Origin of the sequence: Actinomadura madurae (assembly GCF_900115095.1) — a bacterium.
In the GTDB taxonomy this organism is placed as follows: domain Bacteria; phylum Actinomycetota; class Actinomycetes; order Streptosporangiales; family Streptosporangiaceae; genus Spirillospora; species Spirillospora madurae.
In genome coordinates this window covers 463264-486190 of sequence record NZ_FOVH01000003.1, presented here as the reverse complement: position 1 = coordinate 486190, position 22927 = coordinate 463264, and the positions used below count along the sequence as shown (strand labels likewise).

General features: G+C 72.3%; 20 protein-coding genes and 1 tRNA gene. 4 read left to right on the top strand and 17 right to left on the bottom strand.

All coding sequences use genetic code 11. From position 1 onward, the window contains the following. Positions 1 to 72 precede the first annotated feature (72 nt). The 4 genes from BM339_RS11705 to BM339_RS11690 form a co-directional block, all read right to left on the bottom strand. Complete coding sequence (locus tag BM339_RS11705; protein ID WP_021596081.1) at positions 73 to 705, bottom strand: 50S ribosomal protein L25/general stress protein Ctc; 633 nt, start codon at positions 703 to 705, stop codon at positions 73 to 75. A 275-nt stretch (positions 706 to 980) separates the two neighbouring features. After that, positions 981 to 1961 (bottom strand): ribose-phosphate diphosphokinase, encoded by a 981-nt coding sequence (locus BM339_RS11700; RefSeq protein ID WP_024935497.1) that lies wholly within the window; start codon positions 1959 to 1961, stop codon positions 981 to 983. Between the two features lie 183 nt (positions 1962 to 2144). Then, positions 2145 to 3590 (bottom strand): bifunctional UDP-N-acetylglucosamine diphosphorylase/glucosamine-1-phosphate N-acetyltransferase GlmU, encoded by a 1446-nt coding sequence (gene glmU, locus BM339_RS11695; protein WP_021596083.1) that lies wholly within the window; start codon positions 3588 to 3590, stop codon positions 2145 to 2147. A gap of 154 nt (positions 3591 to 3744) precedes the next feature. Then, a tRNA-Gln gene (locus BM339_RS11690) sits at positions 3745 to 3816 on the bottom strand. Positions 3817 to 4240: 424 nt separating this feature from the next. Between BM339_RS11690 and BM339_RS11685 the strand changes: the two genes are divergently transcribed. Both BM339_RS11685 and BM339_RS11680 read left to right on the top strand, forming a co-directional pair. After that, positions 4241 to 5194 carry an acyl-CoA desaturase gene (locus tag BM339_RS11685; RefSeq protein ID WP_024935498.1) on the top strand — a complete coding sequence of 318 codons (954 nt, stop codon included), beginning with the start codon at positions 4241 to 4243 and terminating at the stop codon, positions 5192 to 5194. A 17-nt stretch (positions 5195 to 5211) separates the two neighbouring features. Further along, positions 5212 to 6003 (top strand): TetR/AcrR family transcriptional regulator, encoded by a 792-nt coding sequence (locus tag BM339_RS11680; RefSeq protein WP_337959908.1) that lies wholly within the window; start codon positions 5212 to 5214, stop codon positions 6001 to 6003. 166 nt (positions 6004 to 6169) lie between these two features. On the opposite strand, the gene BM339_RS11675 is transcribed toward BM339_RS11680, so the two are convergent. Beyond that, positions 6170 to 6961 carry a trans-aconitate 2-methyltransferase gene (locus tag BM339_RS11675; protein ID WP_075020839.1) on the bottom strand — a complete coding sequence of 264 codons (792 nt, stop codon included), beginning with the start codon at positions 6959 to 6961 and terminating at the stop codon, positions 6170 to 6172. Between the two features lie 113 nt (positions 6962 to 7074). On the opposite strand from BM339_RS11675, the gene BM339_RS11670 reads away from it, so the two are divergent. Continuing rightward, entirely contained in the window at positions 7075 to 7563 is a 489-nt protein-coding gene (locus BM339_RS11670) for a MarR family winged helix-turn-helix transcriptional regulator (protein WP_021596087.1), read from the top strand. 18 nt (positions 7564 to 7581) lie between these two features. Here the strand turns inward: BM339_RS11670 and BM339_RS11665 are convergent, their stop codons facing one another. From BM339_RS11665 to metG, 10 genes are all read right to left on the bottom strand, one after another. Further along, positions 7582 to 8700, bottom strand: a complete 1119-nt coding sequence (locus BM339_RS11665) for an amidase (protein WP_075020838.1) — start codon at positions 8698 to 8700, stop codon at positions 7582 to 7584. Next, positions 8697 to 10460 (bottom strand): ABC-F family ATP-binding cassette domain-containing protein, encoded by a 1764-nt coding sequence (locus BM339_RS11660; RefSeq protein WP_075020837.1) that lies wholly within the window; start codon positions 10458 to 10460, stop codon positions 8697 to 8699. Before BM339_RS11660 ends, BM339_RS11665 begins: the two co-directional genes overlap by 4 nt. Positions 10461 to 10509: 49 nt before the next feature. After that, entirely contained in the window at positions 10510 to 10716 is a 207-nt protein-coding gene (locus BM339_RS11655; protein ID WP_143118370.1) for a hypothetical protein, read from the bottom strand. Positions 10717 to 10763: 47 nt separating this feature from the next. Beyond that, positions 10764 to 10904: a hypothetical protein gene (locus tag BM339_RS49745; RefSeq protein WP_021596091.1), complete on the bottom strand. Its 141-nt coding sequence runs from the start codon at positions 10902 to 10904 to the stop codon at positions 10764 to 10766. Positions 10905 to 11017: 113 nt separating this feature from the next. Continuing rightward, positions 11018 to 11947 carry a 4-(cytidine 5'-diphospho)-2-C-methyl-D-erythritol kinase gene (locus tag BM339_RS11650; RefSeq protein ID WP_024935500.1) on the bottom strand — a complete coding sequence of 310 codons (930 nt, stop codon included), beginning with the start codon at positions 11945 to 11947 and terminating at the stop codon, positions 11018 to 11020. 21 nt (positions 11948 to 11968) lie between these two features. Next, positions 11969 to 13111: a glycoside hydrolase family 26 protein gene (locus BM339_RS11645; protein ID WP_256255309.1), complete on the bottom strand. Its 1143-nt coding sequence runs from the start codon at positions 13109 to 13111 to the stop codon at positions 11969 to 11971. 49 nt (positions 13112 to 13160) lie between these two features. Further along, on the bottom strand, positions 13161 to 14042 hold the full coding sequence (gene rsmA / locus BM339_RS11640) for a 16S rRNA (adenine(1518)-N(6)/adenine(1519)-N(6))-dimethyltransferase RsmA (RefSeq protein ID WP_024935501.1): 882 nt from the start codon (positions 14040 to 14042) through the stop codon (positions 13161 to 13163). A 17-nt stretch (positions 14043 to 14059) separates the two neighbouring features. Continuing rightward, on the bottom strand, positions 14060 to 14887 hold the full coding sequence (locus BM339_RS52275) for a resuscitation-promoting factor (RefSeq protein WP_276526550.1): 828 nt from the start codon (positions 14885 to 14887) through the stop codon (positions 14060 to 14062). 137 nt (positions 14888 to 15024) lie between these two features. After that, complete coding sequence (locus tag BM339_RS11630) at positions 15025 to 15849, bottom strand: TatD family hydrolase (RefSeq protein ID WP_075020834.1); 825 nt, start codon at positions 15847 to 15849, stop codon at positions 15025 to 15027. Then, a complete protein-coding gene (metG, locus tag BM339_RS11625) occupies positions 15846 to 17639 on the bottom strand; it encodes a methionine--tRNA ligase (protein ID WP_075020833.1) in 1794 nt (597 codons plus the stop codon). The genes BM339_RS11630 and metG overlap by 4 nt, the downstream gene beginning before the upstream one ends. A 55-nt stretch (positions 17640 to 17694) precedes the next feature. Here metG and BM339_RS11620 point away from each other — a divergent pair, with 55 nt between their 5' ends. Further along, positions 17695 to 19335, top strand: a complete 1641-nt coding sequence (locus BM339_RS11620) for an ArnT family glycosyltransferase (protein ID WP_143118369.1) — start codon at positions 17695 to 17697, stop codon at positions 19333 to 19335. A 30-nt stretch (positions 19336 to 19365) separates the two neighbouring features. On the opposite strand, the gene BM339_RS11615 is transcribed toward BM339_RS11620, so the two are convergent. Continuing rightward, a complete protein-coding gene (locus tag BM339_RS11615; protein WP_075020832.1) occupies positions 19366 to 21189 on the bottom strand; it encodes a hypothetical protein in 1824 nt (607 codons plus the stop codon). A 127-nt stretch (positions 21190 to 21316) separates the two neighbouring features. Further along, the gene (locus BM339_RS11610; RefSeq protein WP_244938432.1) at positions 21317 to 22657 is read right to left on the bottom strand and encodes a glycosyltransferase family 2 protein; all 1341 of its coding nucleotides are present in this window, start codon (positions 22655 to 22657) and stop codon (positions 21317 to 21319) included. Positions 22658 to 22927 lie beyond the last annotated feature (270 nt).

Below are 22927 nucleotides of genomic sequence, written 5' to 3'. Positions count from 1 at the left end.
TCCTCACAGCCGACGGCCCCCGCGGGTGCGCACACCCCGGGGGCCGTCGGCGGTCTTCGCCTATCCGCGGACCTACTCGGCGGACTCGTCCGCCTCGGCCGCCGGAGCCTCCTCCGGCGCCTCGGCGGCCTCGCCCTCGGCCGCCGCCTCCGTCTCGCCCGCGGACACGGTCGCGTCCGCGATCTGCAGGATCAGCGCCTCGGCGTCGAGCATCAGCGTGACGCCGGACGGCAGCTTCAGGTCGCCGGCCAGCACCTGCGTGCCGACCTCGATGCCCTCGATGGACAGGTCGACGGCCTGCGGGATGTGGGTCGCCTCGGCCTCCACCGACACCTGGACGACCTCCTGCTGCACGACGCCGCCCGGGACGACGTCGCCGACCAGGTTGACCGGGAGGTCCACGACGACCTTCTCGCCGCGCTTCACCAGCAGCAGGTCGACGTGCTCCAGGAACCCCTTGATCGGGTCGCGCTGCACGTCCTTCGGCAGGGCCAGCTCGGCGCCGCCCGCGAGCCCCTCGATGGTCAGCAGCACGTTCGGCGTCTTCAGCGCGAGCATCAGGTCGTGACCGGGCAGCGAGATGTGCTGCGGGTCGGTGCCGTGACCGTAGAGGACGGCGGGCACCTTGCCGGCCCGGCGGGTGCGCCGCGCGGCACCCTTACCGAACTCGGTGCGCGGCTCGGCGGCAATGCGTACCTCGGACACGGCGAAAACTCCTCGTTGTTGCGATCCACGGCCGTCCGGCACTGGACGTCCGCTGCGGACAGAGCGAATCAGGCGATGCTCGATGCGTCAGGCGCCTCGAAGATTCGTTGCGTTGCCCGGGGAGTACGGCCCCTGTCCCGACGCCGTACTGAACGACCCGGGGCATACGCGGATTCGACAAGCTTAGCGCATTCATGGCATTGCCCTGGGCCCCGGGGCGGCCTCCCGCGCCCGGGGCCCGGGGCGGCGCGACGCCGCCGGACCCGCCCGGCCCGCTAGCTGTGACCGCCGAAAAGGCTCGTCACCGAGCCGTCCGAGAACACCTCGTTGATCGCGCGGGCGACCAGCGGCGCGATGGACAGCACGGTCAGCTTGTCGAACTGCTTCTCCTCCGGGATCGGCAGCGTGTTGGTCAGCACCACCTCGGAGATCCGCGAGTTCTTCAGCCGGTCGACGGCCGGGCCGGACAGCACCCCGTGCGTCGCGGCCACCACGACCCTCGTGGCGCCGTGGTCGAACAGCGCGTCCGCCGCCTTCACGATCGTGCCGCCGGTGTCGATCATGTCGTCGACCACGACGCAGGTGCGGCCCGCGACCTCGCCCACGACGTCGAACACCTTGACCTCGTTCGCCACGTCCGGGTCGCGCTTCTTGTGGATGATCGCCATCGGGACGCCGCCCAGCCGGTCGCTCCACCGCTCGGTGACCCGCACCCGGCCGGCGTCCGGCGCGACGACCGTCACCTGGGAGGTGTCCAGCCGGCTCTCGAAGTGGTGCGCCAGCAGGTCGAGCGCGAACAGGTGGTCCACCGGGCCGTTGAAGAAGCCCTGGATCTGCGCGGTGTGCAGATCCACCGCGATCAGCCGGTCGGCGCCCGCCGTGACGAACAGGTCCGCCATCAGCCGTGCCGAGATCGGCTCGCGGCCGCGGTGCTTCTTGTCCTGCCGCGCGTACCCGAAGAACGGCGCCACGACCGTGATCCGCTTCGCCGACGCGCGCTTGAGCGCGTCCACCATGATCAGCTGCTCCATGATCCACTGATTGATGGGAGCGGTGTGACTCTGGATCACGAAGGCGTCGGAGCCGCGGACCGACTCCAGGAACCGCACGAACGTCTCACCGTTCGCGAAGTCGTAGGCGGACGTCGGCGTCAACTCGACATGGAGGTTGTCGGCTACTTCCCTGGCCAGGTCCGGGTGGGCTCGGCCGGTGAAGAGCATCAGCTTCTTCTGACCGCTCGCTTTGATCCCACTCACCTCTGACAACTCCCCCTCAATGGAACTGTGCCCTACCCGTGGGGTGTCGTCCCCACTTCCCCCGCGCACCGCGAAGGTGTCCGGCGCACGGGTTGCTCTGTCGTCGTTGTCGTTGTTCATGGAAGACGCCGCTGTCCTCCCCATCCCCGCCTGGGCGCGGGGCAGTCATCATCGGGCGCCGCGCTACGGCGCGCCCTCCTCGCCGTCCCTCGCCCGGCGGGCCGCCTCCGCCGCCGGGGTCCCCGGCCGCTTGCGCTCGACCCAGCCCTCGACGTTGCGCTGCCGCGCCCGCGCGACGGCCATCGCCCCGGGCGGGACGTCCTGGACGATCACCGAGCCCGCCGCGGTGTAGGCGCCGTCCCCCACCGTCACCGGCGCCACGATCATGTTGTCGCTGCCGACCTTCACGTGCGACCCGATGACGCTGCGGTGCTTGCGCACACCGTCGTAGTTCACGAACACCGAGCTCGCGCCGATGTTGGAGCCCGCGCCGATCTCGGCGTCGCCCACGTACGTGAGGTGCGGCACCTTGGTGCCCTCGCCGATGTCGGCGTTCTTGGTCTCCACGTACGTGCCGATCTTCGCCTTGCGGGACAGCCGCGTTCCCGGCCGCAGGTACGCGTACGGCCCGACGGACGCCTCCGGCCCGATCTCGGCCTCCACGCACACCGCGTTGATCACCGCCGCGCCCGCGCCCACGACCGTGTCGGTCAGCGTGCACCCCGGCCCCACCCGGGCGCCCTCGCCCAGGTGCGTCCGGCCGTGCAGCTGCGTCCCCGGGTGGACCTCCGCGTCCGGCTCCGCGGTCACCCCGACGTCGATCCAGGTGGACGCCGGGTCGATGATCGTCACCCCGGCCCGCATGTGGGCCTCGACGATCCGGTCGTTGAGCTGCCGGCGCGCCTGCGCCAGCTGGACCTTGTCGTTCACGCCCTGGGTCTCCACCCAGTCGGCGGCCAGGTGCGCGCCCGCCCGGTGGCCGTCCCCGCGCATGATCGCCACGACGTCGGTGAGGTACTCCTCGCCCTTGGCGTTGTCGGTGGTCACCCGCTTCAGGGCGTCGGCCAGCAGGGCGCCGTCGAACGCGTACATGCCGACGTTGATCTCGTTGATCGCGCGCTGCTCGCCGGTGGCGTCCTTGTGCTCGACGATCGCCGCGACGCTGCCGTCCGCCGCGCGGACCATCCGCCCGTAGCCGGTCGCGTCCGGCATCTCGGTCGTCAGGACGGTCGCCGCGTTGCCCTCGTCCTCGTGGGCCCGGACGAGCGCGAGCAGCGTCTCGCCGCGCAGCAGCGGGTGGTCGCCGTTGGTGACCACGACCGTGCCGGTCAGCGCGCCGGTCTGCTCCAGCGCCATCCGGACGGCGTGGCCGGTGCCGCCCTGCCGTTCCTGGACGGCCGCCTCGGCGTCCGGCGCGTGCTCGGCGAGATGCGCGACGACCTGCTCGCGCCGGTGCCCGACGACCACGACGAGCCGCTCGGGCTCCAGCTCGCGGGCGGCGGCCAGCACATGGCCGAGCATGGAGCGCCCGCACAGCTCGTGCAGGACCTTCGAAGTACGGGACTTCATCCGGGTGCCCTCGCCCGCGGCGAGAACGATGACGGCGGCCGGGCGGCTCGCAGCGCTCACAAGGAGGCTCCTCGGCATCGCGGACGGGATCGACGACGAGCCCGCCCACCTGCGACATCGCACACGGCGGACCCGATACGGGCAGGATACCGCCCGACCCGCTCCTGTCACCCCGCCGCCCGCCCGGACCGGCATCCAGGAACAGCCGTGTCAGCTCCGGCGCAAGGACTCGAACCTTGTCTAAGGGCACCAAAAACCCTTGTGCTGCCAATTACACCACGCCGGATCGGAGTAGACGGATCCGGACAGAGCCGCGAACCGACCGGCCCCAACGATACCTACACCGGCGCCGGTGATCCCACCTCATTGCGGCGATGGCGGCGGGCCCGCGACCGGGCCGGACGACCGGGCAATTTGCCGGAATCGGTGTAGAACCGCCGCTATCGGGCACCCCGTCCCCGAGCCGCGCGAGGGCACCGCCGACGGCCGGCCGGCGCGCGAACGTCCGCTTCGCGCGCGGCGTTCGCCCTGGTGAGAGGAACGTCACCGGGGCGTCCACAACGCCAGGTCCGGCGCCCGGTCACCCTGGAGTTATGTGGCCGTTAGGGCAGTTTCTCGCCGTTTAAACCGTTCGCTGCTGGGCAACTTACGGATCCGTAGGTTACGGTAGCGTAGGTATGGCTGCCCCTAGTCGCAGGAAGTGGTGACGCATGACAACTGCCCCGACCATGGATCCTCCCCGCCCGCAGCGGCGTCCCGAGCTCGCGCCCGAAAAGCAGGGCAACGCCGAACGCGTGCTCGTCGCCGTGTTCACCGGCGTGCCCTTCCTGGCCCTGTTCGCGGCCGTACCGCTCGCCTGGGGCAGGTTCCTGGGCTGGACGGACGTCGTGCTCACGGTGGTCTTCTACGTGCTGTCCGCCGCGGGCATCACGGTCGGCTACCACCGGTACTTCACGCACGGGTCGTTCAAGGCCCGGCGCGGCCTGAAGATCTTCATGGCCCTGGCCGGGAGCCTGGCCATCGAGGGGCCGGTCATCACGTGGGTGGCCGACCACCGGCGGCACCACAAGCACTCGGACAAGGACTTCGACCCGCACTCGCCGTGGCGGTTCGGCAACGACTGGAAGGCACTGACGAAGGGGCTGGCCTGGGCGCACTACGGCTGGCTGTTCGACGCCAACCGGACGTCCAAGCAGCGGTTCGCCAAGGACCTGCTGAACGACCGCGACATCCGGCGCATCCATCTCGCGTTCCCCGGCCTGGTGGCGGTGTCGTTCCTGCTGCCCGCGGTGCTCGGCGGGCTCGTCACGATGTCGTGGACGGGCTTCCTGACCGCCCTCTTCTGGGCCGGCTTCGTGCGGATCACGCTCGTGCACCACGTGACGTGGTCGATCAACTCGATCTGCCACACCTTCGGCAAGGAGGAGTTCGAGGTTCGCGACAAGTCCCGCAACGTGTGGTGGCTGGCCATCCCGTCGCTCGGCGAGTCGTGGCACAACCTGCACCACTCGGACCCGACCTGCGCACGTCACGGCGTACTCAAGGGCCAGGTCGACATCAGCGCGCGCATCATCTGGGCGTTCGAGAAGACGGGCCTCGCCTACGACGTCCGGTGGCCGAACCACGACAGGCTGGCCACGAAGCGCACGAAGCAGGCGGCTTGACCGTCACAATTGATTCCGTGACAGAACCCGCTCCCAGGCCCCGCAGAAAGCGGATGACCGGCAAGGAACGACGCGAGCAGCTTCTCGACATCGGCCGGACGCTGTTCGCCGAGCGCGGGCTGGACGGCACCTCCGTGGAGGAGATCGCGTCGGCGGCCGGCGTGTCGAAGCCCGTGGTGTACGAGCACTTCGGCGGCAAGGAGGGCCTGTACGCGGTCGTCGTCGACCGGGAGTTCGAACGGCTGCTGCGGCTCGTGACGGACTCGCTCGACTCCGCGGTCCACTACCGGAGCAAGCTGGAGAAGGCCGCGCTGGCGCTCCTGGAGTACATCGAGGAGCATCCGGACGGGTTCCGGATCATAGTGCGCGACTCGCACGGCGGCACGGGCACCGGCAGCTACGCGAGCCTGCTGAGCGAGATCGCCGGCGAGGTCGAGTACATCCTGGCCCAGGAGTTCGACCGGCACGGCTACGACGACAAGTTCGCGCCGCTGTACGCGCAGAGCCTCGTCGGCATGGTGGCGCTCACGGGCCAGTGGTGGCTGGACGTGCGCAAGCCCCGCCGCGAGGACGTCGCCGCGCACATAGTGAACCTGGCGTGGAACGGGCTGTCCGGCCTGGAGCCGAAGCCGTCCCTGGATCCGCGTCGGCGCCGCAAGGAGATGGAGCGCCTGGAGAAGCGCGCCGAGAAGGCCGCGGCGAAGGCCGAGAAGGCCGAGGAGAAGGCGGCGGCGCGCGCCGAGAGGGCCCAGCGCAAGGCACGCCGCGACCTGGACGGCCTGGACGGCCTGGCCGACCCGTCAATGTGACGGCAGGCCGCAACCGGTGGCCGTCCGGAGTTCGTCCGGGCGGCCACCGGCCAGGGGTCGCCGGTCTCGGGTCGCGAGTCCGGGAGCTGCGGACGCCGCCCGTCCGGCCGGGTTGGGCACCGCAGGGGAACGAGTGGCTTCCCCCGGCGGGCGGGCGGCATCCCGTCTAGGTCCTCCGCGTGGCGATCACGAAGATCCGCCGGAAGGGGAACAGGGTCCCGTAGGGGGCGGCGGGATAGGCCCGCCTGAGCCTCTCGCGGTACTCGGCGAGGAACTCGCCGGCCTCCTCGGGATCGAGGGCGGTGAGGACGGGTCGCAGCGCGGTGCCCTTGACCCATTCGAGGACGGCGTCCTCACCCTGGAGCACCTGCGTGTAGGTCGTCTCCCACGCGTCGACGTCGCAGCCGTGGCGGGCGAGCAGGTCGAAGTAGCCGGCCGGGTCGAGGACGGGCGCGTCCCGCTGGAGGGAGCCGAGCTTGCCGCGCCACCGCGCGGAGCGGCCCTGCTCGCGCAGGAGCACGTGGCTGGGCGCGTCGAAGTTGCCGGGGACCTGGAAGGCGAGCCGCCCGCCGGGGGTGAGGGAGCCGGCCCACCGGGGCAGCAGGTCGGGGTGTTCGGGGACCCACTGCAGGACGGCGTTCGAGACGATGAGGTCGGCGGGCCGCTCGGGCGCCCAGGCGGTGACGTCGGCGACCCGGAAGCCGAGGCGGCCGGGGATCTCGTGTTCGCGGGCGGCCGCGATCATCTCGGGCGAGGCGTCGAGGGCGTCGATGACCGCGTGCGGCCAGCGCGCCGCGAGGGAGGCGGTGAGCTCGCCGGACCCGCAGCCGAGGTCGGTGACGCGGGCGGGCGGCGGGCCGCCGAGCCGCCCGACGAGCTCGGCGAAGGGCCGGGAGCGCTGGTCGCTGAAGATCCCGTACTGCACGGGATCCCACACGGCGTCACTTTGTCTCGACATCAAGAGACATAGTGCCGTACCTATATCTTGATGTCAAGAATCCTGGCCTGCCGGCGTCCGGCGGGTCGCCGGCGCCCCCTGTTTCTCGATATCAAGACAGGTAGGGTGTCGGCATGCGCGATGAGGTCGACAGGCTGGTCGAGGCGTGGAACACCGAGCGTCCGGACTTGGACGTCCGGCCGCTGCAGGTGCTCAGCCGCGTGTCCCGGCTGGCCCGCCACCTCGACCGCGCCCGCCGCGCCGTGTTCGCCGACCACGACCTGGAGTCGTGGGAGTTCGACGTGCTCACCGCGCTGCGCCGGGCGGGCGCCCCCTACCAGCTGAGCCCGGGACGGCTCCTGAAGGCGACCCTCGTGACGTCCGGCACGATGACCAACCGCATCGACCGGCTGGCCGCGGCCGGGCTGGTGGAGCGGCACCCCGACCCGCTGGACAAGCGCGGCGTCCAGGTCCGCCTCACCGAGGCGGGCATGACCCGCGTCGACGCCGCGTTCGCCGACCTCCTGCGCCGCGAGCAGGCGATCCTGGAGACGCTCTCCCCCGACCAGCAGGCGGCCCTCGCCGGTCTCCTGCGCACCCTCCTGGTCCCCTTCGACGTGTGACCGGGCCCGGGGCCGCGCTCAAAGGGCGAGGGCGGCTTCCAGGGCGGCGGCCAGGCCGCAGAGGCGTTCCTCGCCGCCGGCCGGGCCCACCAGCTGGACGGACGCGGGCAGGTGCGAGCCCGGCAGCGGGACGGGCAGGGCGAACGCTGGAAGGCCGGCGACGTTGATCTGGCCGGCCAGCGAGGTGAGGACCAGATCGGACTCGTCCTCCTCGCCGGGTTCGGGGGCGACGCACGGCAGCACGGGCAGGGCGATCGCGGCGTGCCGGGCGAGGATCGCGTCCAGTTCGGCCCTGATCGCCGTCTGGACGCCGAGGGCCCAGCCGAGCCTCCCCGCGCGGGAGACGTCGATCAGGTGCTGGAGGCGCCGCCCGATGCGCCCGCTGAGCTTCTCCGGTTCGGCGAGCAGCGGGGCGTTCTGCCGCGGCCCCTCGTCGCCGATGATGAACCCGTTCGCGGTCGCGGCGTCGGCGTAGTGCGCGGACGTCACGTCGGCGAAGGGACCGAGGCGGCGGAGCGCGTCGTCGACGGCGGCGTCGATCGCGGGGTCCACGCCGTCCACGCGCAGGCGCGCGATCGTCCACGACGGCTCGTACAGGACGGGCGTGAAGCCGGGTTCGATCAGGCGCATGCCGAGGACGACGGCGCCGACGTCGCGTCCCATCGGCCCGACGACGTCCAGCGTCGGCGACAGCGGGTACACGCCGTCCAGGGGGACGCGCCCGTTGGTGGTCTTCAGCCCGGCGACGCCGCAGCACGCGGCGGGGATGCGGATCGACCCGGAGGTGTCGGTGCCGAACGCGACGTCGGCCTCGCCGGTGGCGACGGCGACGGCGGAGCCGCTGGACGAGCCGCCCGGCACGCGGGACGGGTCGAGGGGGTTCACCGGCGTGCCCGACCACGGGTTGACGCCGTCGGCGGCCAGGCACAGCTCGTTCAGGTTGGTCTTGCCCGCGATCCGGGCGCCCTGCGCGCGGGCGGAGGCGACGACGGGCGCGTCGGCGGCCGCCGGTCCGGCGCGTTCGGCGACGGCCTGACAGCCCGCGGTGGTCGGCAGGCCGGCGACGTCGATGGCGTCCTTGACCGCGAGGCGCGGACCGTCGCCCGGCTCGCCGGTCTCGACGATCCAGGTCGTCATCCGAGGTCCTCGGCGAGCATCAGCCACTCCTCCTCGACCGCGGCGGCCTCGGCCTGGATCTCCTTGAGCCGCGCGTCCAGTTCCTGGAGCCGGGCGTAGTCGGTGGCGTGCGCGGCGAGCTCCTCGTGCAGGCGGGCCTCCTGCCCGGCGAGCTTCTCCAGGCGGCGTTCGAGGCGGTCGAGCTCCTTGCGGGCCTTCCAGTCCTGGCCGCCGCCCTTGGGCTTCGGCGGCGCGGGCGCCGGCTCGTCCCGGACGGCGCCGGGCTTGGGCGCGGTCCCGGCGGCGCGGCGCTGGAGGTACTCGTCGACGCCGCCGGGCAGCATCGACACGCGGCCGTCGCCGAGGAGCGCCACCACATGGTCGGTGATGCGCTCCAGGAAGTAGCGGTCGTGGCTGACGACGACGAGCGTCCCCGGCCAGCCGTCCAGGAGGTCCTCGACCTCGGTGAGCGTCTCGATGTCGAGGTCGTTCGTCGGCTCGTCCAGGAGGAGGACGTTGGGCTCGCCCATGAGGAGCCGGAGGAGCTGCAGGCGGCGGCGTTCACCGCCGGACAGGTCGCCGACGGGCGTCCACTGCCGGTCGCCGGGGAAGCCGAGCCGTTCGAGGAGCTGGCTCGCCGTCCACTCGCGCTTGCCGACGGTGACGCGGCCGCGGATCTCCTCGACCGACTCCAGCACGCGCCGGGACGGGTCGAGATCCTCCAGGTTCTGCGACAGATGCGCGAGCTGGACGGTCTTGCCCTGCACGACCGTCCCGGAGACGGGCCGGACGGACCCGTCCAGCAGGCGCAGCAGCGTGCTCTTGCCGCTGCCGTTCACGCCGACGAGGCCGACCCGGTCCCCCGGGCCGAGCCGCCACGTCATGCGGGTGAACAGGTCGCGCCCGCCGAGCTCGACGGTCACGTCCTCCACGTCGTGGACGGTCTTGCCGAGCCGCGCGGTCGCGAAGCGGGTCAGCTCCACCGAGTCGCGCAACGGCGGCTCGTCGGCGATGAGGGCCTGCGCGGCGTCCACCCGGAACTTGGGCTTGGAGGTGCGGGCCTGCGGGCCGCGGCGCAGCCACGCCAGCTCCTTGCGGAGCAGGTTCTGCCGCTTGGCCTCGGTGGCGGCGGCGATCCGTGCCCGCTCGGCCTTGGCCAGGACGTAGGCGGAGTAGCCGCCCTCGTAGCGCTCGACGCGGCCGTCGACGACCTCCCACGTCCGGTCGGTGACCTCGTCGAGGAACCAGCGGTCGTGGGTGACGACGAGCAGCGCCGCCTTGCGGCCCCTGAGGTGCCGGGCCAGCCAGTCGATCGCCTCGATGTCGAGGTGGTTGGTGGGCTCGTCCAGGAGCAGCAGGTCGGACTCGGGGACGAGCAGCCGCGCCAGCGCGACCCGGCGCCGCTCGCCGCCGGACATGCCGGCGAGCGGCGCGTCCAGGTCGAGGTCGGCGAGCAGCCCGGCGAGGATGTCGCGGACGCGGACCTCGCCCGCCCACTCGTGCTCGGCGCGGTCGCCCAGCACCACGGAGCGGACGGTCGCGCCGTCCGGGAACGCGTCGCGCTGGGTCAGGTGGCCGAGCCGGAGGCCGCGGGCGTGGGTGACGCGGCCGCCGTCGGGTTCGGTCTCGCGCGCGAGGACGGACACGAGGGTGCTCTTGCCGCCGCCGTTGCGGCCGACGACGCCGACGCGGTCGCCTTCGTCGAGGCCGAGGGACACGCCGTCGAGCAGTGGCGACGGCCCGTAGGCCTTGGCGACGTTCTCAAGATTGATCAGATTCACGACGCTTCAAGCGTATTGCCTTCCCCGCGCCGCCCGCGCGGCCCCGCGATCAGTACCCGGGCGGCGGCGGGCCCTGCTGCCCCTGCTGGCCCGGCGGGTAGGGCGGGCCGGGCGGATAGGGGGCGCCCGGCGGCCGGTACGCCGTCCCGGCCTTCCGCTTCGACCTGTTGGCGAGGACCACCACCAGGACGACGGCCCCGATGACGAGGGCGAGGACGAGCCCGAACAACAACAGGACCAGAAGACTGGAGAGCATCCGCATCCGCCTTATCGGGGAAGGTGCCGGGGGGACTGCTCGCGAGCCTACTGCCCGCCCGCGTCCCCTGACACGACCCTTTCGGGCGCGTTGCGGCGCAGTGCCCGGTCGCGGCGGACGGCCAGCAGGACGAGCGTCACCATCATGAGGAGCGCCACGACGCCCATCAGCCCGGACAGGTACGTCATCGCTCCACCTCGCCGGATGATTCGGTGCCGGAGGGAATCGCTGTCACGGGTAGGAGACGCCCGGCATGGGGCGGAAGTTCGCTTGTGTGACGGAAGCAGCTACCGCGGCGCTGTCATACGACCGTGGCGCCCGGGACGGGACCGGACGCCCGCACGATCTGCCCGGCGACGCCGGCGCCGTCCAGCGCGTCCGCGAGCTCGGCGGCGTCGTCGGCGCTCTCGGCCAGGAAGGCGCACGTGGGGCCGGAGCCGGAGACGACGGCGCCGATCGCGCCGAGGTCGCGCCCCGCGTCGATCGTGCGGCGCAGCGACGGGCGCAGCGACAGCGCGGCCGGCTGGAGATCGTTGGTCAGCGCGGCGCCGAGGCCCTTGGCGTCGCCGGTGGCGAGCGCCGTCATGAGCTGCTCGGACACCCGCGGCAGGGTCGCCGCCTCCCCAGCCTCCGCGCGGAGCCGGTCGCACTCCCCGTACACGGCGGGCGTGGACAGGCCGCCGTCGGCGGTGGCGAACACCCAGTGGAAGGTTCCGCGGGCGAGGGCGGGGGTGAGGCGCTCGCCGCGCCCGACGCCGACGGCGGTGCCGCCGAGGACGGCGAACGGGACGTCGCTGCCGAGGTCCGCGCCGAGCTCCATCAGGTCGTCCCGGGTGAGGGCGGGCCGCTCCCGGTCGTCCCAGAGGCGGGCGCAGCCGACGAGCGCCGCGGCGGCGTCGGCGCTGCCGCCCGCCATCCCGCCGGCGACCGGGATCGCCTTGCGGATCCGGAGCCGGACGTCCGGCCGGACGCCGAGGCGCGCGGCGACGAGGCCCGCCGCGCGGGCGGCGAGGTTGCCGGGGCCGGCCGGGACGCCGCCGACCGGCACGCGCGAGTGCGGGGCCGCCTGGACGCGCACCTCCAGGCTCCCCGCGGGTTCGACGGTCACCTCGTCGAACAGGGAGACGGCGTGGAACACGTTGACGAGGTCGTGGTAGCCGTCATCGCGGAGCGGTCCGACGCCGAGCTGGAGGTTCACCTTGGCGGGGACCCGTACCGTCACTGCGTTCACTCGCGAAACCCTACGGGACCCTCATCCGCCGCTGGTGACGGGGAGGTTGCGCGGGTTGAAGTACGGGGTCGTCGCGAGCTCCCGGAGCGCGGAGGCGGCGTGCTTGTCGCCCACCACCGAGTAGGCGCGGCGCTTGTCGCGGGCGCTTTCGGCCTGCTCGTCGGAGTTGAAGTACACGACGGCCTTGACCTGCGGGTCCTGGAGCGTCTTGGCCGCCTCGCGGAGCCACTCGGCGCGGCGCGGGCCGTAGGACTTCGGCACCCCGAACTCGGCGATCATGATGGGCTTGCGGCGCCCGCGGGCCCACTCCATGAACAGCTTCACGGCCTCCGACAGGTCGCGGTAGTCGTAGTCGCCGCCGGGCTGGGCGTCGGCGCAGATCCAGTCGACCTGGTCGTCGCCGGGGTAGTAGGAGCCGGCGTTCGCACCGCTGAAGCCGCGGGCGGTGGGGCACCACACCCACGCCACGTTGTCGACCTTCTCCCGCTTGAAGATCTCCCGCACGTGCTTCCACGCGGCGATGAAGTCGTCCGCCGAGTGGACGCGCTTCGCGTTGGAGGACTTGTCCATGTCGCGCGACCAGCGCAGGAAGACCGGCTTGCCGAGCGCCTTGACGGCGCGGGCGCGCCGCTCGATCAGCTCGTCGTGCTCGCCCTGGACGATCTCGCGGGTGTCGGCGCCCGCCCAGGTCAGCAGCAGGTAGCGGTTGCCGCCGGCGACGGACTTCTCCAGCGCGCCGGGGAAGTCGCTCTTCCAGCCGCGGTAGCTCTGCACGATGTCGAGCTGCCGGCCGAGCTGCCGCTCGAAGCCGGCGACCGGCGCCATGCCGGGCTTGCCGGCGTCCTTCCCGGTCGGTGAACCGGAGGGCGAAGCGGACGCGGAACCCGAGGGCGAGTCCGAGGGCGAGTCCGAGGGGGACGCGGACGGGGACGGCGAGCCGGACGGCAGGCCGGTGCCCTCCGGCGGCACCCAGGCCCCGAAGTAGGCGCCCTGCTTCGGCGGGACGGGCGCCACGCCCGCCCGCGCGGTCGTGGTGATCTTCGGCGCCGCGCCCGCGCCGTCCCCGCAGCTCGCGGCGACCGTCGCGATCATGCCGGCGGTCGCGAGCAGCGCCGTCGCCACGATCGGCATCCTGGCCCGCGTCGTCCGCGAACGCGCCTTCACATCGACCTCCGGCTCCGTGCTGATGCTTGTGATCCCCGAGAGGCGACGCTCAGGGGGTGTGGGGATGATCTCCCCGGCGTGAAGGACCATACTCGGCAATCCGGGCGAAGGCGGCCACGTCCAACGCTTCTCCCCGGGCCCGCGGGTCGACCCCGGCGGCGCGCAGCGCCTCCTCGGCGGCGGGCGCGGACCCGGCCCACCCGGCGAGCGCCGCGCGCAGCGTCTTGCGGCGCTGCGCGAACGCGGCGTCGACCACGGCGAACACCTCCTCGCGGGACGCGGCGGTCGGCGGCGGGTCGCCGCGGGTGAACGCGACGAGCCCCGAGTCGACGTTCGGCGCGGGCCAGAAGACGGCGCGGCCGACCGGCCCCGCCCGGCGGGCCGTCCCGTACCAGGCGAGCTTGACCGACGGCACCCCGTAGATCCGGCTGCCGGGCGCCGCGGTCATCCGGTCGGCGACCTCGGCCTGCACCATGACGAGCGCGGTCCGCAGCGACGGCAGGACGGCCAGCAGGTGCAGGACGACCGGGACCGCGACGTTGTACGGCAGGTTCGCGACGAGCGCCGTCGGCGGCGGGCCCGGCACCTCCGCGATCCTCATCGCGTCGGCGCGCACGACCTCCAGCCGCTCCGCGAGCCCGGGCTCCCGCGCCGCGGCCGTGGCGGGCAGCTCGGCGGCGAGCGCCGGGTCGATCTCCACGGCGACGACGCGGCGCGCCGCCGGCAGCAGCGCCAGCGTGAGCGACCCCAGCCCGGGGCCCACCTCGATGACGACGTCGTCCGGGGCGAGGTCCGCGGCCCGGACGATCCGGCGCACCGTGTTGGCGTCGATGACGAAGTTCTGGCCGAGCGTCTTGGTCGGCCGGATGCCGAGCCGCCCGGCCAGCTCGCGCACGTCCGCCGGCCCGAGCAGCCCCCTGGTATCCCCCACGTCCTGATTGTCGCAGCTCAGGAGAAGAGGAATTTCCCGCAGTTGGGCCACTGGCCCTGCCAGCGTCCGTTCACCTTGTTGTACAGGAGTTGGGCCCGGTAGGTCTGCTCGCCCGAGCTGGCGTCCGACGGCCGGCCCTTCCCGCCGACCGACGTCCACGTGGCCATGGAGAACTGGTAGAGGCCGTAGTACCCGGCCGGGTTCACGGCCTTCGGGTTGCCGCCGGACTCGCACTTGGCGAGCCCCGCCCAGTTCAGCCGCGCCGCCGAGCCGGTGCTCGCCGACTTCGGGCCGACCGCGAGGATCCGCGCGACCGGCTTGCGCTTCACCTTCTGCGCGATGATCTTCTTGACCTTCTTGCCCTTGCGGCGGACGTAGGCGACCTGCACGATCTTGACGCCGGCGCGGCCCTTGCGCAGCTCCTTCTCGCTCCACGGCGGGACCGACGAGCTCTTCTTGCGGATCGTCGGCGCGGGCGTCTTCACGACCTTGGTCACCGGCGCCGACAGCAGCCGCATGATCTTGATCATGTTCCCGGCGGGCTGGTCGGCGGCCGGCTTGACCAGGTCGTGCGGGCCGAGCGCGATCTTCGCCTGCTCCAGGACCTGCTGGACGGTCGTGCCGGTCGTCATCGTCTCGGTCTTCTTCGCGTCGACCACGATCACGATCTTGCGCGGGGCGGGCGCGCTGGTGCGGGGCGCGTCGGCGACGGCCCCGGTCTTCGGGGACGCCGAGCCGCCGTCCCCGCCGCACGCGGTCAGCGCTCCGGTCGCGAGCAGGCTCGCCGCGAGCAGGACGGGGACGGCACGGGGCACGGGTGCGCGACGCGCGGTTGTCCAAGGCACGGGAGGTTCCTCCAGGGGGGCCGGGCTCGGGGGCGCCCGTTCGACGGGCCAGACATTAGAGCCCCGCGCCCGTCCTCCGCCACCTCAACGCCCTCACCCGCACCTTGTGGGCGATACGTCCCTTTTGTCCCACTAGGTCACCAAGGACCGAAGGCGCGCTCCCCGTTCGCCGCGATCGCGGCGCACAGCTCCGCCACGTCCACGCCCTTGACCTCCGCCATCGCCCGGACCGTGTGCGGGATCAGGTAGGAGGCGTTCGGCTTCCCGCGGTGCGGGATCGGGGTCAGGAACGGCGCGTCCGTCTCCACGAGGACGAGGTCGAGCGGCGCCGCGCGCAGCGCCTCCCGCAGCGGCTCGGCGTTCTTGAACGTGACGTTCCCGGCGAAGCTCATCAGGTAGCCGTGCTCCGCGCAGATCTCCGCCATCGCGGCGTCGCCGGAGAAGCAGTGGAAGACGACCGTGTCCGGCGCGCCCACCTCGTCCAGGATGGCGAGCACGTCGTCGTGCGCCTCCCGGTCGTGGACGACCAGCGCCTTGCCCGTGCGCTTGGCGATCTCGATGTGCCCGCGGAACGCGCGCCGCTGGTCGTCCTTCGGCGCCCAGTCGCGGTAGTAGTCCAGGCCCGTCTCGCCGATCGCGCGGACCTTCCAGTGCGCGGCGAGCAGCTCGACGTCGGTGAGGACGGCGTCGGAGATCCCCGTCGTCTCGTTGGGGTGGATCGCGACCGCCGCGTACACGTCGTCGAACTCGCCGGCGGCCTCCACGGCGAACCGGGAGGACGGCAGGTCGCAGCCGATCGTGACGATCCGCGCGATCCCGGCCGCCTTCGCCGACTTCAGCTGCTCGTCCACGGGCGTCTCGACGATGTCGAGATGGCAGTGGCTGTCGAAGACGTCGACGGGCAGGCGCTCGGGCAACGGCGGGTAGGACCGTGAGGCCTGCCCGTCCCCGTCTCGGGTCACGTGTTCTCCAGCCTGGCGAGTTCCTCGTCCACCACGGACGTGTCGAGCTTCTTGAACAGCGGCGTCGGCTTGGCCAGCGGCACGCCCGGCTTGATCGGCATCGACTCCCAGCGCGCCTCGGTGGCGTAGTCGCCGGTGAGGACGCGGTAGTCGGGGCCGCCCTCCTCCGACACCGTCTTCAACTCCGGCATGCCGCTCCACACACCCTGCCCGCCGAGCATCTCGTACACCTTCTGGGACGAGTTCGGCAGGAACGGCGTCAGCAGCGTCTTGGCGTCGTCGACCACCTGCAGCGCGGTGTGCAGGATCGACTTGACGCGCTCGGGGTCGTCCTTCAGCTTCCAGGGCGCCTGGTCGGACAGGTACTTGTTCGCGTCGCGGACGACGTCCAGCGCCTCGGTGATCGAGTTCTTGAACCGGGACCGCCCGAGCTCGGCGCCCACGGCCGCGAACGCGTTCCGGCTGCGCTCCATCAGCGCCCGGTCGGCGTCGGTGAGGTCGCCCGCCTCCGGGATCGCGCCGTAGTTCTTCGCCGCCATGTTCACCGACCGGTTGACGAGGTTGCCCCACGCGGCGACCAGCTCGTCGTTGTTGCGGCGGACGAACTCGGCCCAGGTGAAGTCGGTGTCCTGGTTCTCCGGCCCGGCGACCGCGACGTAGTAGCGCAGCGCGTCGACGTCGTAGCGCTCCAGGAAGTCCTTCACGTAGATGACGACCTGGCGGGACGAGGAGAACTTGCGGCCCTCCATCGTCAGGAACTCCGACGACACGACCTCCGTCGGCACGTTCAGCGCGCCCAGCGAGCCGGGCGTGCCGCCCTTGTCGCCCTGGCCGCTGTAACCGAGCAGCATCGCCGGCCAGATCTCGGCGTGGAAGACGATGTTGTCCTTGCCCATGAAGTAGTAGGACAGGGCCTCCGGGTCCTGCCACCAGGCGCGCCACGCCTCCGGGTCGCCGGACCGCCGCGCCCACTCCACCGACGCGGAGAAGTAGCCGACGACCGCGTCGAACCACACGTACAGCTTCTTGGCCGGGTTGTCGCGCCAGCCGTCCAGCGGGATCGGCACGCCCCAGTCGAGGTCGCGACTGATCGCGCGGGGCTGCATGTCGTCCAGCAGGTTCAGCGCGAACTTCAGCACGTTCGGCCTCCACTGGCCCTGCTTACCGCGCAGGTACCGGCCGAGGACCTCGGTGAACGCGGGCAGGTCGAGCATGAAGTGCTCGGTCTCCACGAACTTCGGCGTCTCGCCGTTGATCCGGGACACCGGGTTGATCAGGTCGATGGGGTCGAGCTGGTTGCCGCAGTTGTCGCACTGGTCGCCGCGCGCCCCGTCGTACCCGCAGATGGGGCAGGTGCCCTCGATGTAGCGGTCCGGGAGCGTCCGGCCGGTGGACGGCGAGATCGCGCCCATTGTCTTCTGCGGGAAGATGTAGCCGTTGTCGTAGAGGCCCTTGAAGACCTCCTGGACGACCGCGTAGTGGTTCAGCGTCGTCGTGCGGGTGAACAGGTCGTAGGACATCCCGAGGCCGTGCAGGTCCTCGGCGATCACCGCGCTGTACCGGTCGGCCAGCTCGCGGGCGGTCACGCCCTCCTTGTCGGCCTGCACCTGGATCGGCGTGCCGTGCTCGTCGGTGCCGCTGACCATCAGGACCTTGTTGCCCGCCATCCGCTGGTAGCGGCTGAACATGTCGGCGGGCAGCGCGAAACCGGAGACGTGCCCGATGTGACGGGGCCCGTTGGCGTACGGCCATGCGGGCGCGGTCAAGATATGACGGCTTGACGAGGACATGGAATCAAGGGTAGTCGCGTCACGGCGGCACCGGCACGCGAGTAGCCTGGCCCGCATGCCCCAGATCACCTCCGACGACTCCGCTGCGCGGACGGTGACCGGCGGCGAGCCGAAGGACGGGCCATCCGGGAGCCTTCTCGCGCGGGCCGCGCGCCGGGTGCGGCGGACCCGCCGGGTCGTGTGGCTGTCGCTGCTGGTCACGGCGGCGACGGTGCTCGCGCAGTGGACGGTCATGACGCCGCCCCTGTACTTCGACCCGTACTACGTGTGGCTCGCCGCCCGCGACTGGCCCGACATCCCGCTCGCGCAGTGGCCGTTCGACGAGGTCCCCCACCAGGTCACCCGGATCGGGCTGGTGCTGCCCGCCCGGCTCGCCCAGGAGGTCCTCGGCGACGGCCAGGCCGCGTACTTCGCCGTCGCCGGGCTCGGCGGCGCCGCGTTCTTCGTCGGGACGTACCTGGTCGTCCGCTCCCTGTTCGGCGACGTGGCGGGCGTCGCGTCGGCGGCGATCCTGCTCGTCCACCCGTTCTTCACGATGACCAACCCGTTCGGCCACGAGATCACCTGGTCGACCGGGGTGATGCTCCCGGACATGCCGGGGGCCGGGCTGTTCACGATCGGGATGGCCGGGCTCGTCGTCGCGAGCCGCAGGACCGGCCGGGCGCAGATCCGAATGCTGCTGGCCGCCGGGGTGTTCCTCGGCGCCTCGTTCCTCGTCCGCGAGTTCCTGGCGTTCCTGTTCCTCGCCATCCCCGCCTACCTGGCGCTGCTGCGGATCCCGTGGCGCCGCAACGTCACGGTCGGCGCGCCGATGCTCGCGATCCTCCTGCTGAACTTCCTCCACAACCAGATCGTCTGGGGCAGCCCGCTCGCCGGGCTCGTGTCGGCGGCCGAGCACGGCGGCCAGTCCCGCGACTACGTGACCCGCGCGCTCGCCGCCCGCTCGTTCCTGCGCGCGATGCACGACTGGAACCCGCTCGGCCTCGTCTTCACCGCCGCGCTGGCCCTCACGATCGTCGGCTGGGCCGTCACCCGCGACCGGCGCCTCGGGCTGTGCCTGGTGTGGTTCTTCACGCTCGCCGTCCCGCTGACGCTGTTCTCCGGCGTCCTCGACCCGAACAGCATCTCGCTGCGCGCGTGGCTCCAGCGATACTGGTTCTCGGTGCTGCCCGCGCTGCTCGCCGGCGGGTTCGGCTCGCTCATCCTGATGTTCCGGATGCTGCCGTCCGGCCTCGTCTCCCGGCTGCGTCTGCGGACGGTCGTCGTCCCCGTCCTCGCGGTCGTGCTCGGCGGGACGTACGCGGTCGCCGCCGTCCGCGCCGTCCCGGACCTGCCGCGCGACAGGGCGTGGAACGAGCTGCGCGGCTATCTCGGCGACCACCGCGACATCACGCTGATCTGCGCCGACCGGCGGCTCGCGCAGACCCTCACCTTCTACACCCGCGACATGTGGGGGCGTCCGGTCTGGCGCGGCGAGATCCGCGACTTCCCGCACTACCTGGGGCAGGTCCCGCGCAACGCGACGGAGGGCCCGATGCTCTACACGCGCTGGCGCGGCATGGAGTCGCAGATCGGCGGCGGGTGGCGGCCTTCCCCGGCCGAGGGCTGGACGCTGATGTGGCGCTCGTCGGACGGGGTCCTGGAACTCTGGAATCCCCCCTCCGGGGGGTCTGGGGGGTCGTCCCCCCAGAAATGACGCGAATCCTCCGCCAGCACTGGCTAAGGGCTAGCGGGTCCAAGCGACCCAGTCGCCTTCGACGGTGCGCCGGCTGTCGACGACCTTCCAGCCGGGCGGGGCGCCTTTCGGCCAGGACGCGGTGGCGGGCTTGTCCTTCGGCCACGCCAGGACGACCATGTCGACGTTCTGCGGCGGCGGGGTCCAGCGGGCGTCGAAGACGCTGCCGTCGCTCCACCAGGCCCAGTAGTACTGCGACAGCCGGATCGTCCACCAGATGTTCCAGTCGACGGCGATGGAGCGCTGCTTCGTCAGGTCGACGCTGTCCCGGATGTCGGTGTGGGCGGTCTCGGCGCGCACGAGCGGCTGCGCGATCCGGTCGGTCGCGGTGGCGCACATGCCGACCGCGACCACGGCCAGCAGGCCGGCCAGCACTAAGGGCCCGTGGCGGCGGAGCCGGACGGCCGCCACCGACACGCCGAGCAGGACCAGGCCGGTCAGCGTGGCGTGCCAGAGGCGGAACGCCGTCCAGTCCCAGGTCAGGAAGGCCGTCTCCGGGAAGTCGTAAGCCGTGAAGGTGTACTGGGTGAGCAGGTCGCCCGCGTACCACTGGACGACGCACGCCGCGACCACCGCGAGCATGGCCGCCGCACCCGCCGCCCACAGCACCGTCCTGCGCGCGGCGGACGCCAGGACGGCGACCCCGGCCGTGAACAGCACCGGCGTGACGCAGGCGAGGTAGCGGCCGTACACGTAGTTGCCGATGCGGTACTCGACCGGCAACGCCGCCGAGGTCGCGAACGCGATGCCGGCCACGAGCGCGAGGACGGCGAGCGCCAGCGCGCGCACCGGGCCGGGCCGGCCCGGCGCCGCTGCGGGCCGGACCGCGAGGAAGGCCGCCGTGACGAGGCCGACGGCCGCCACACCGCCGGTGGCGACGGCCTGGTACCAGACCTGGCCGGTGCCGAGCGACAGCATCCAGCCCCACCCGTCCAGGGTGGTGAGGCGCCGGACGACGTTGCCGCCGAGGTCGTTGTCGCCCTGCGGGTACATGTGCGGCAGCAGCGACCGGTTCAGCAGCATCCCGGCGGCCGTCGCGGCGGCGAGCACGAGCGCGGCGCCGGACGAGGCGCGCCAGGACCGCCAGCGCAGCACGAGCGCGGCGCCGAGCAGCGCCGCGTGCACGGCCAGCAGGATCGCGCCGCGCGTGTGGCAGGCGTAGGCGTACGCCACCAGCAGCGACGCGCCCGTCCCGGACAGCGCGAGCCGGACCGACGAGCGGCGGCCCGCGGGCGGCGGGGCGTCCAGCCAGGCGTGGACGAGCAGCAGCCAGCCGACGAGGACGACCGGGAGGATCGCGTCCGTCAGGACGAACTCGGAGTAGAACAGCACGCACGGCAGCAGCGCGGTCACGTGCGCGAAGACGTACGACCAGCGCCGCCGCAGCCGGAACCGGCGCAGCAGGAGGTAGGCCAGCGGCAGCATCACCGCGCTGACCAGCGCGTTGATGACGAGCGCCGCGCGGTAGACGCCGACCGGGCCGGTCGCGAACCAGAACGCGGGCGTCAGCAGCAGCGGGTAGCCGCCGCGGTACACGGTCCCGAACGACATGTCGGCGTCCGGGCCGCCGGTCAGGACGCGGGCGGCGAACAGGTACCCGGACTCGTCCGGCGTCGCCACCGGCACCGTCTGCCCCGATCCGAGCCACAGCCGGATCGCGACCTGCGCGGCCCAGCCGAGCACGAACAGCCAGACCCAGCCGCGGCGGTCGGGCCGCGGCGGCGCGGTGCCACGATCCGCCGGCGTGACCGGCGGCCGCGCGACGGCCGTACCGCCGACCCCAGGGGACGCGGCGTCCGGTGTGCGCGGCCTCATCGGCCCGCGGCGCGCCGGGCGCGGACGGTCGGGTAACGGAGATCCATCGACGGACAAGCCTGTCATAGTGCGTACGGGGAACCGGGCCCCGGCGTGGAAGCGCTCGGCAACGGGCGGCCGCGCCGGGTCAGCTCTCCGACGCGCGCTCGTCGCTCTCGGACGTCATCGCGGGGGCCTTCCCGCCCTCGTCGCCGCTCTCGGCCTTCTCCGTCTTCGCCGCCTTCTCGGCCTTCTCGGCCTTCTCGGCCTCGCCGCGGGCCACCTTGCGCACGGCGGCGTCCACGACGCCCGCGGCCTCCTCGGCCACGTCGGTGATCGGCGGGTGCTGGCGGCGGCGGATGCCGAGGATGCTGACGAACAGCGAGGCGAAGATGGCCTGGAAGCTCATCACGAGCGCGGTCGCGGCGGGGACGACGATGCGCAGGGAGTGCCGCGGGTCGAGCTCGCCGAAGCTGTTCACTCGCCAGTGCAGCAGCGACGCGACGAGGCCGGCGAGGCCGGCGACCGCGAGCAGGCCGCCGAGCAGCAGGCCGCGTTCCAGGCTCCACCAGTCGATGATCTTCTGGACCCTGCTGTCGTGCGGCAGGAATCCCTCCTGCATCGCGTAGACCTTGGTGAGCAGCGCGAACAGCACCGCCTGGAAGCCGATCACCAGCGCGGCGGACGCGCCGACCAGCGTGTCGACGTCGAACGCGATCTCCCCGACGGTGACCGGGCCGGTGGACAGCGCGATCCCGGCGACCAGGCCGAGCGTCATGAAGACGAGGCCGGGGATGAGGAACAGCCAGCGCGGGCTGTAGAGCATGAGGAAGCGCAGGTGGCGCCAGCCGTCCCGCCAGGTGTTCAGGTGCGGGGCGCGGGTGCGGCCGTCCGGGGACAGGGTGGTCGGCACCTCGCGGATGTCGTAGCCCTGCAGGGTCGCCTTGACGACCATCTCGCTGGCGAACTCCATGCCGCCGGTCTGCAGCCCGAGCCGCAGGATGGCGTCCTTGTCGAAGGCGCGCAGCCCGCAGTGGAAGTCGCCGATCTTGCTGCCGAAGAACAGCCGCCCGACGAAGCTGAGCACCGGGTTGCCGAGGTAGCGGTGCAGCGGCGGCATGGCGCCGTCGGCGATGCCGCCCTTGAACCGGTTGCCCATGACGAGGTCGGCGCCGTCGCGCAGCTCGTCCAGGAACGGGCCGAGGGTGGTGAAGTCGTAGGAGTCGTCGGCGTCGCCCATGGCGACGTACCTGCCGCGCGCGGCCCGGATGCCCCCCATCAGGGCGTTGCCGTAGCCCTTGTCGATCACCGGCACGACACGCGCGCCCGCGTCCCTGGCCAGCTGCTGGCTGCCGTCGGTGCTGCCGTTGTCGGCGATGACCACCTCGCCGTCGATGCCCTTGTCCTCGAAGAAGCCGATGGTCTTGCGGACGCAGGTCTCGACCGTCTCGGCCTCGTTCAGACATGGCATCACTACGGAGAGTTCCACGCGATCTCCTTCGTTACCCCTGGTGACCGTCTGCGGTGTTGTTCAGTAATCTCTGTTTTCCCGCGGGGCGGCCCGTCGTCGTTCATGATGCCTGCCGAGGACGGGTAATGATGGCCGCTCTCGTCAAGAGCACCCGTATCGTGTTGCCCACTTGCAACCGAAAAACCCTCTCCGCCACGGTCGCGGGCGGCAGGCTAGGACGTCAAGCATACGGGCACAGCGGCCCGGAAAGGGTGGGCGGCTGTGACGCGTGCCGGAGAACGCAGTGCC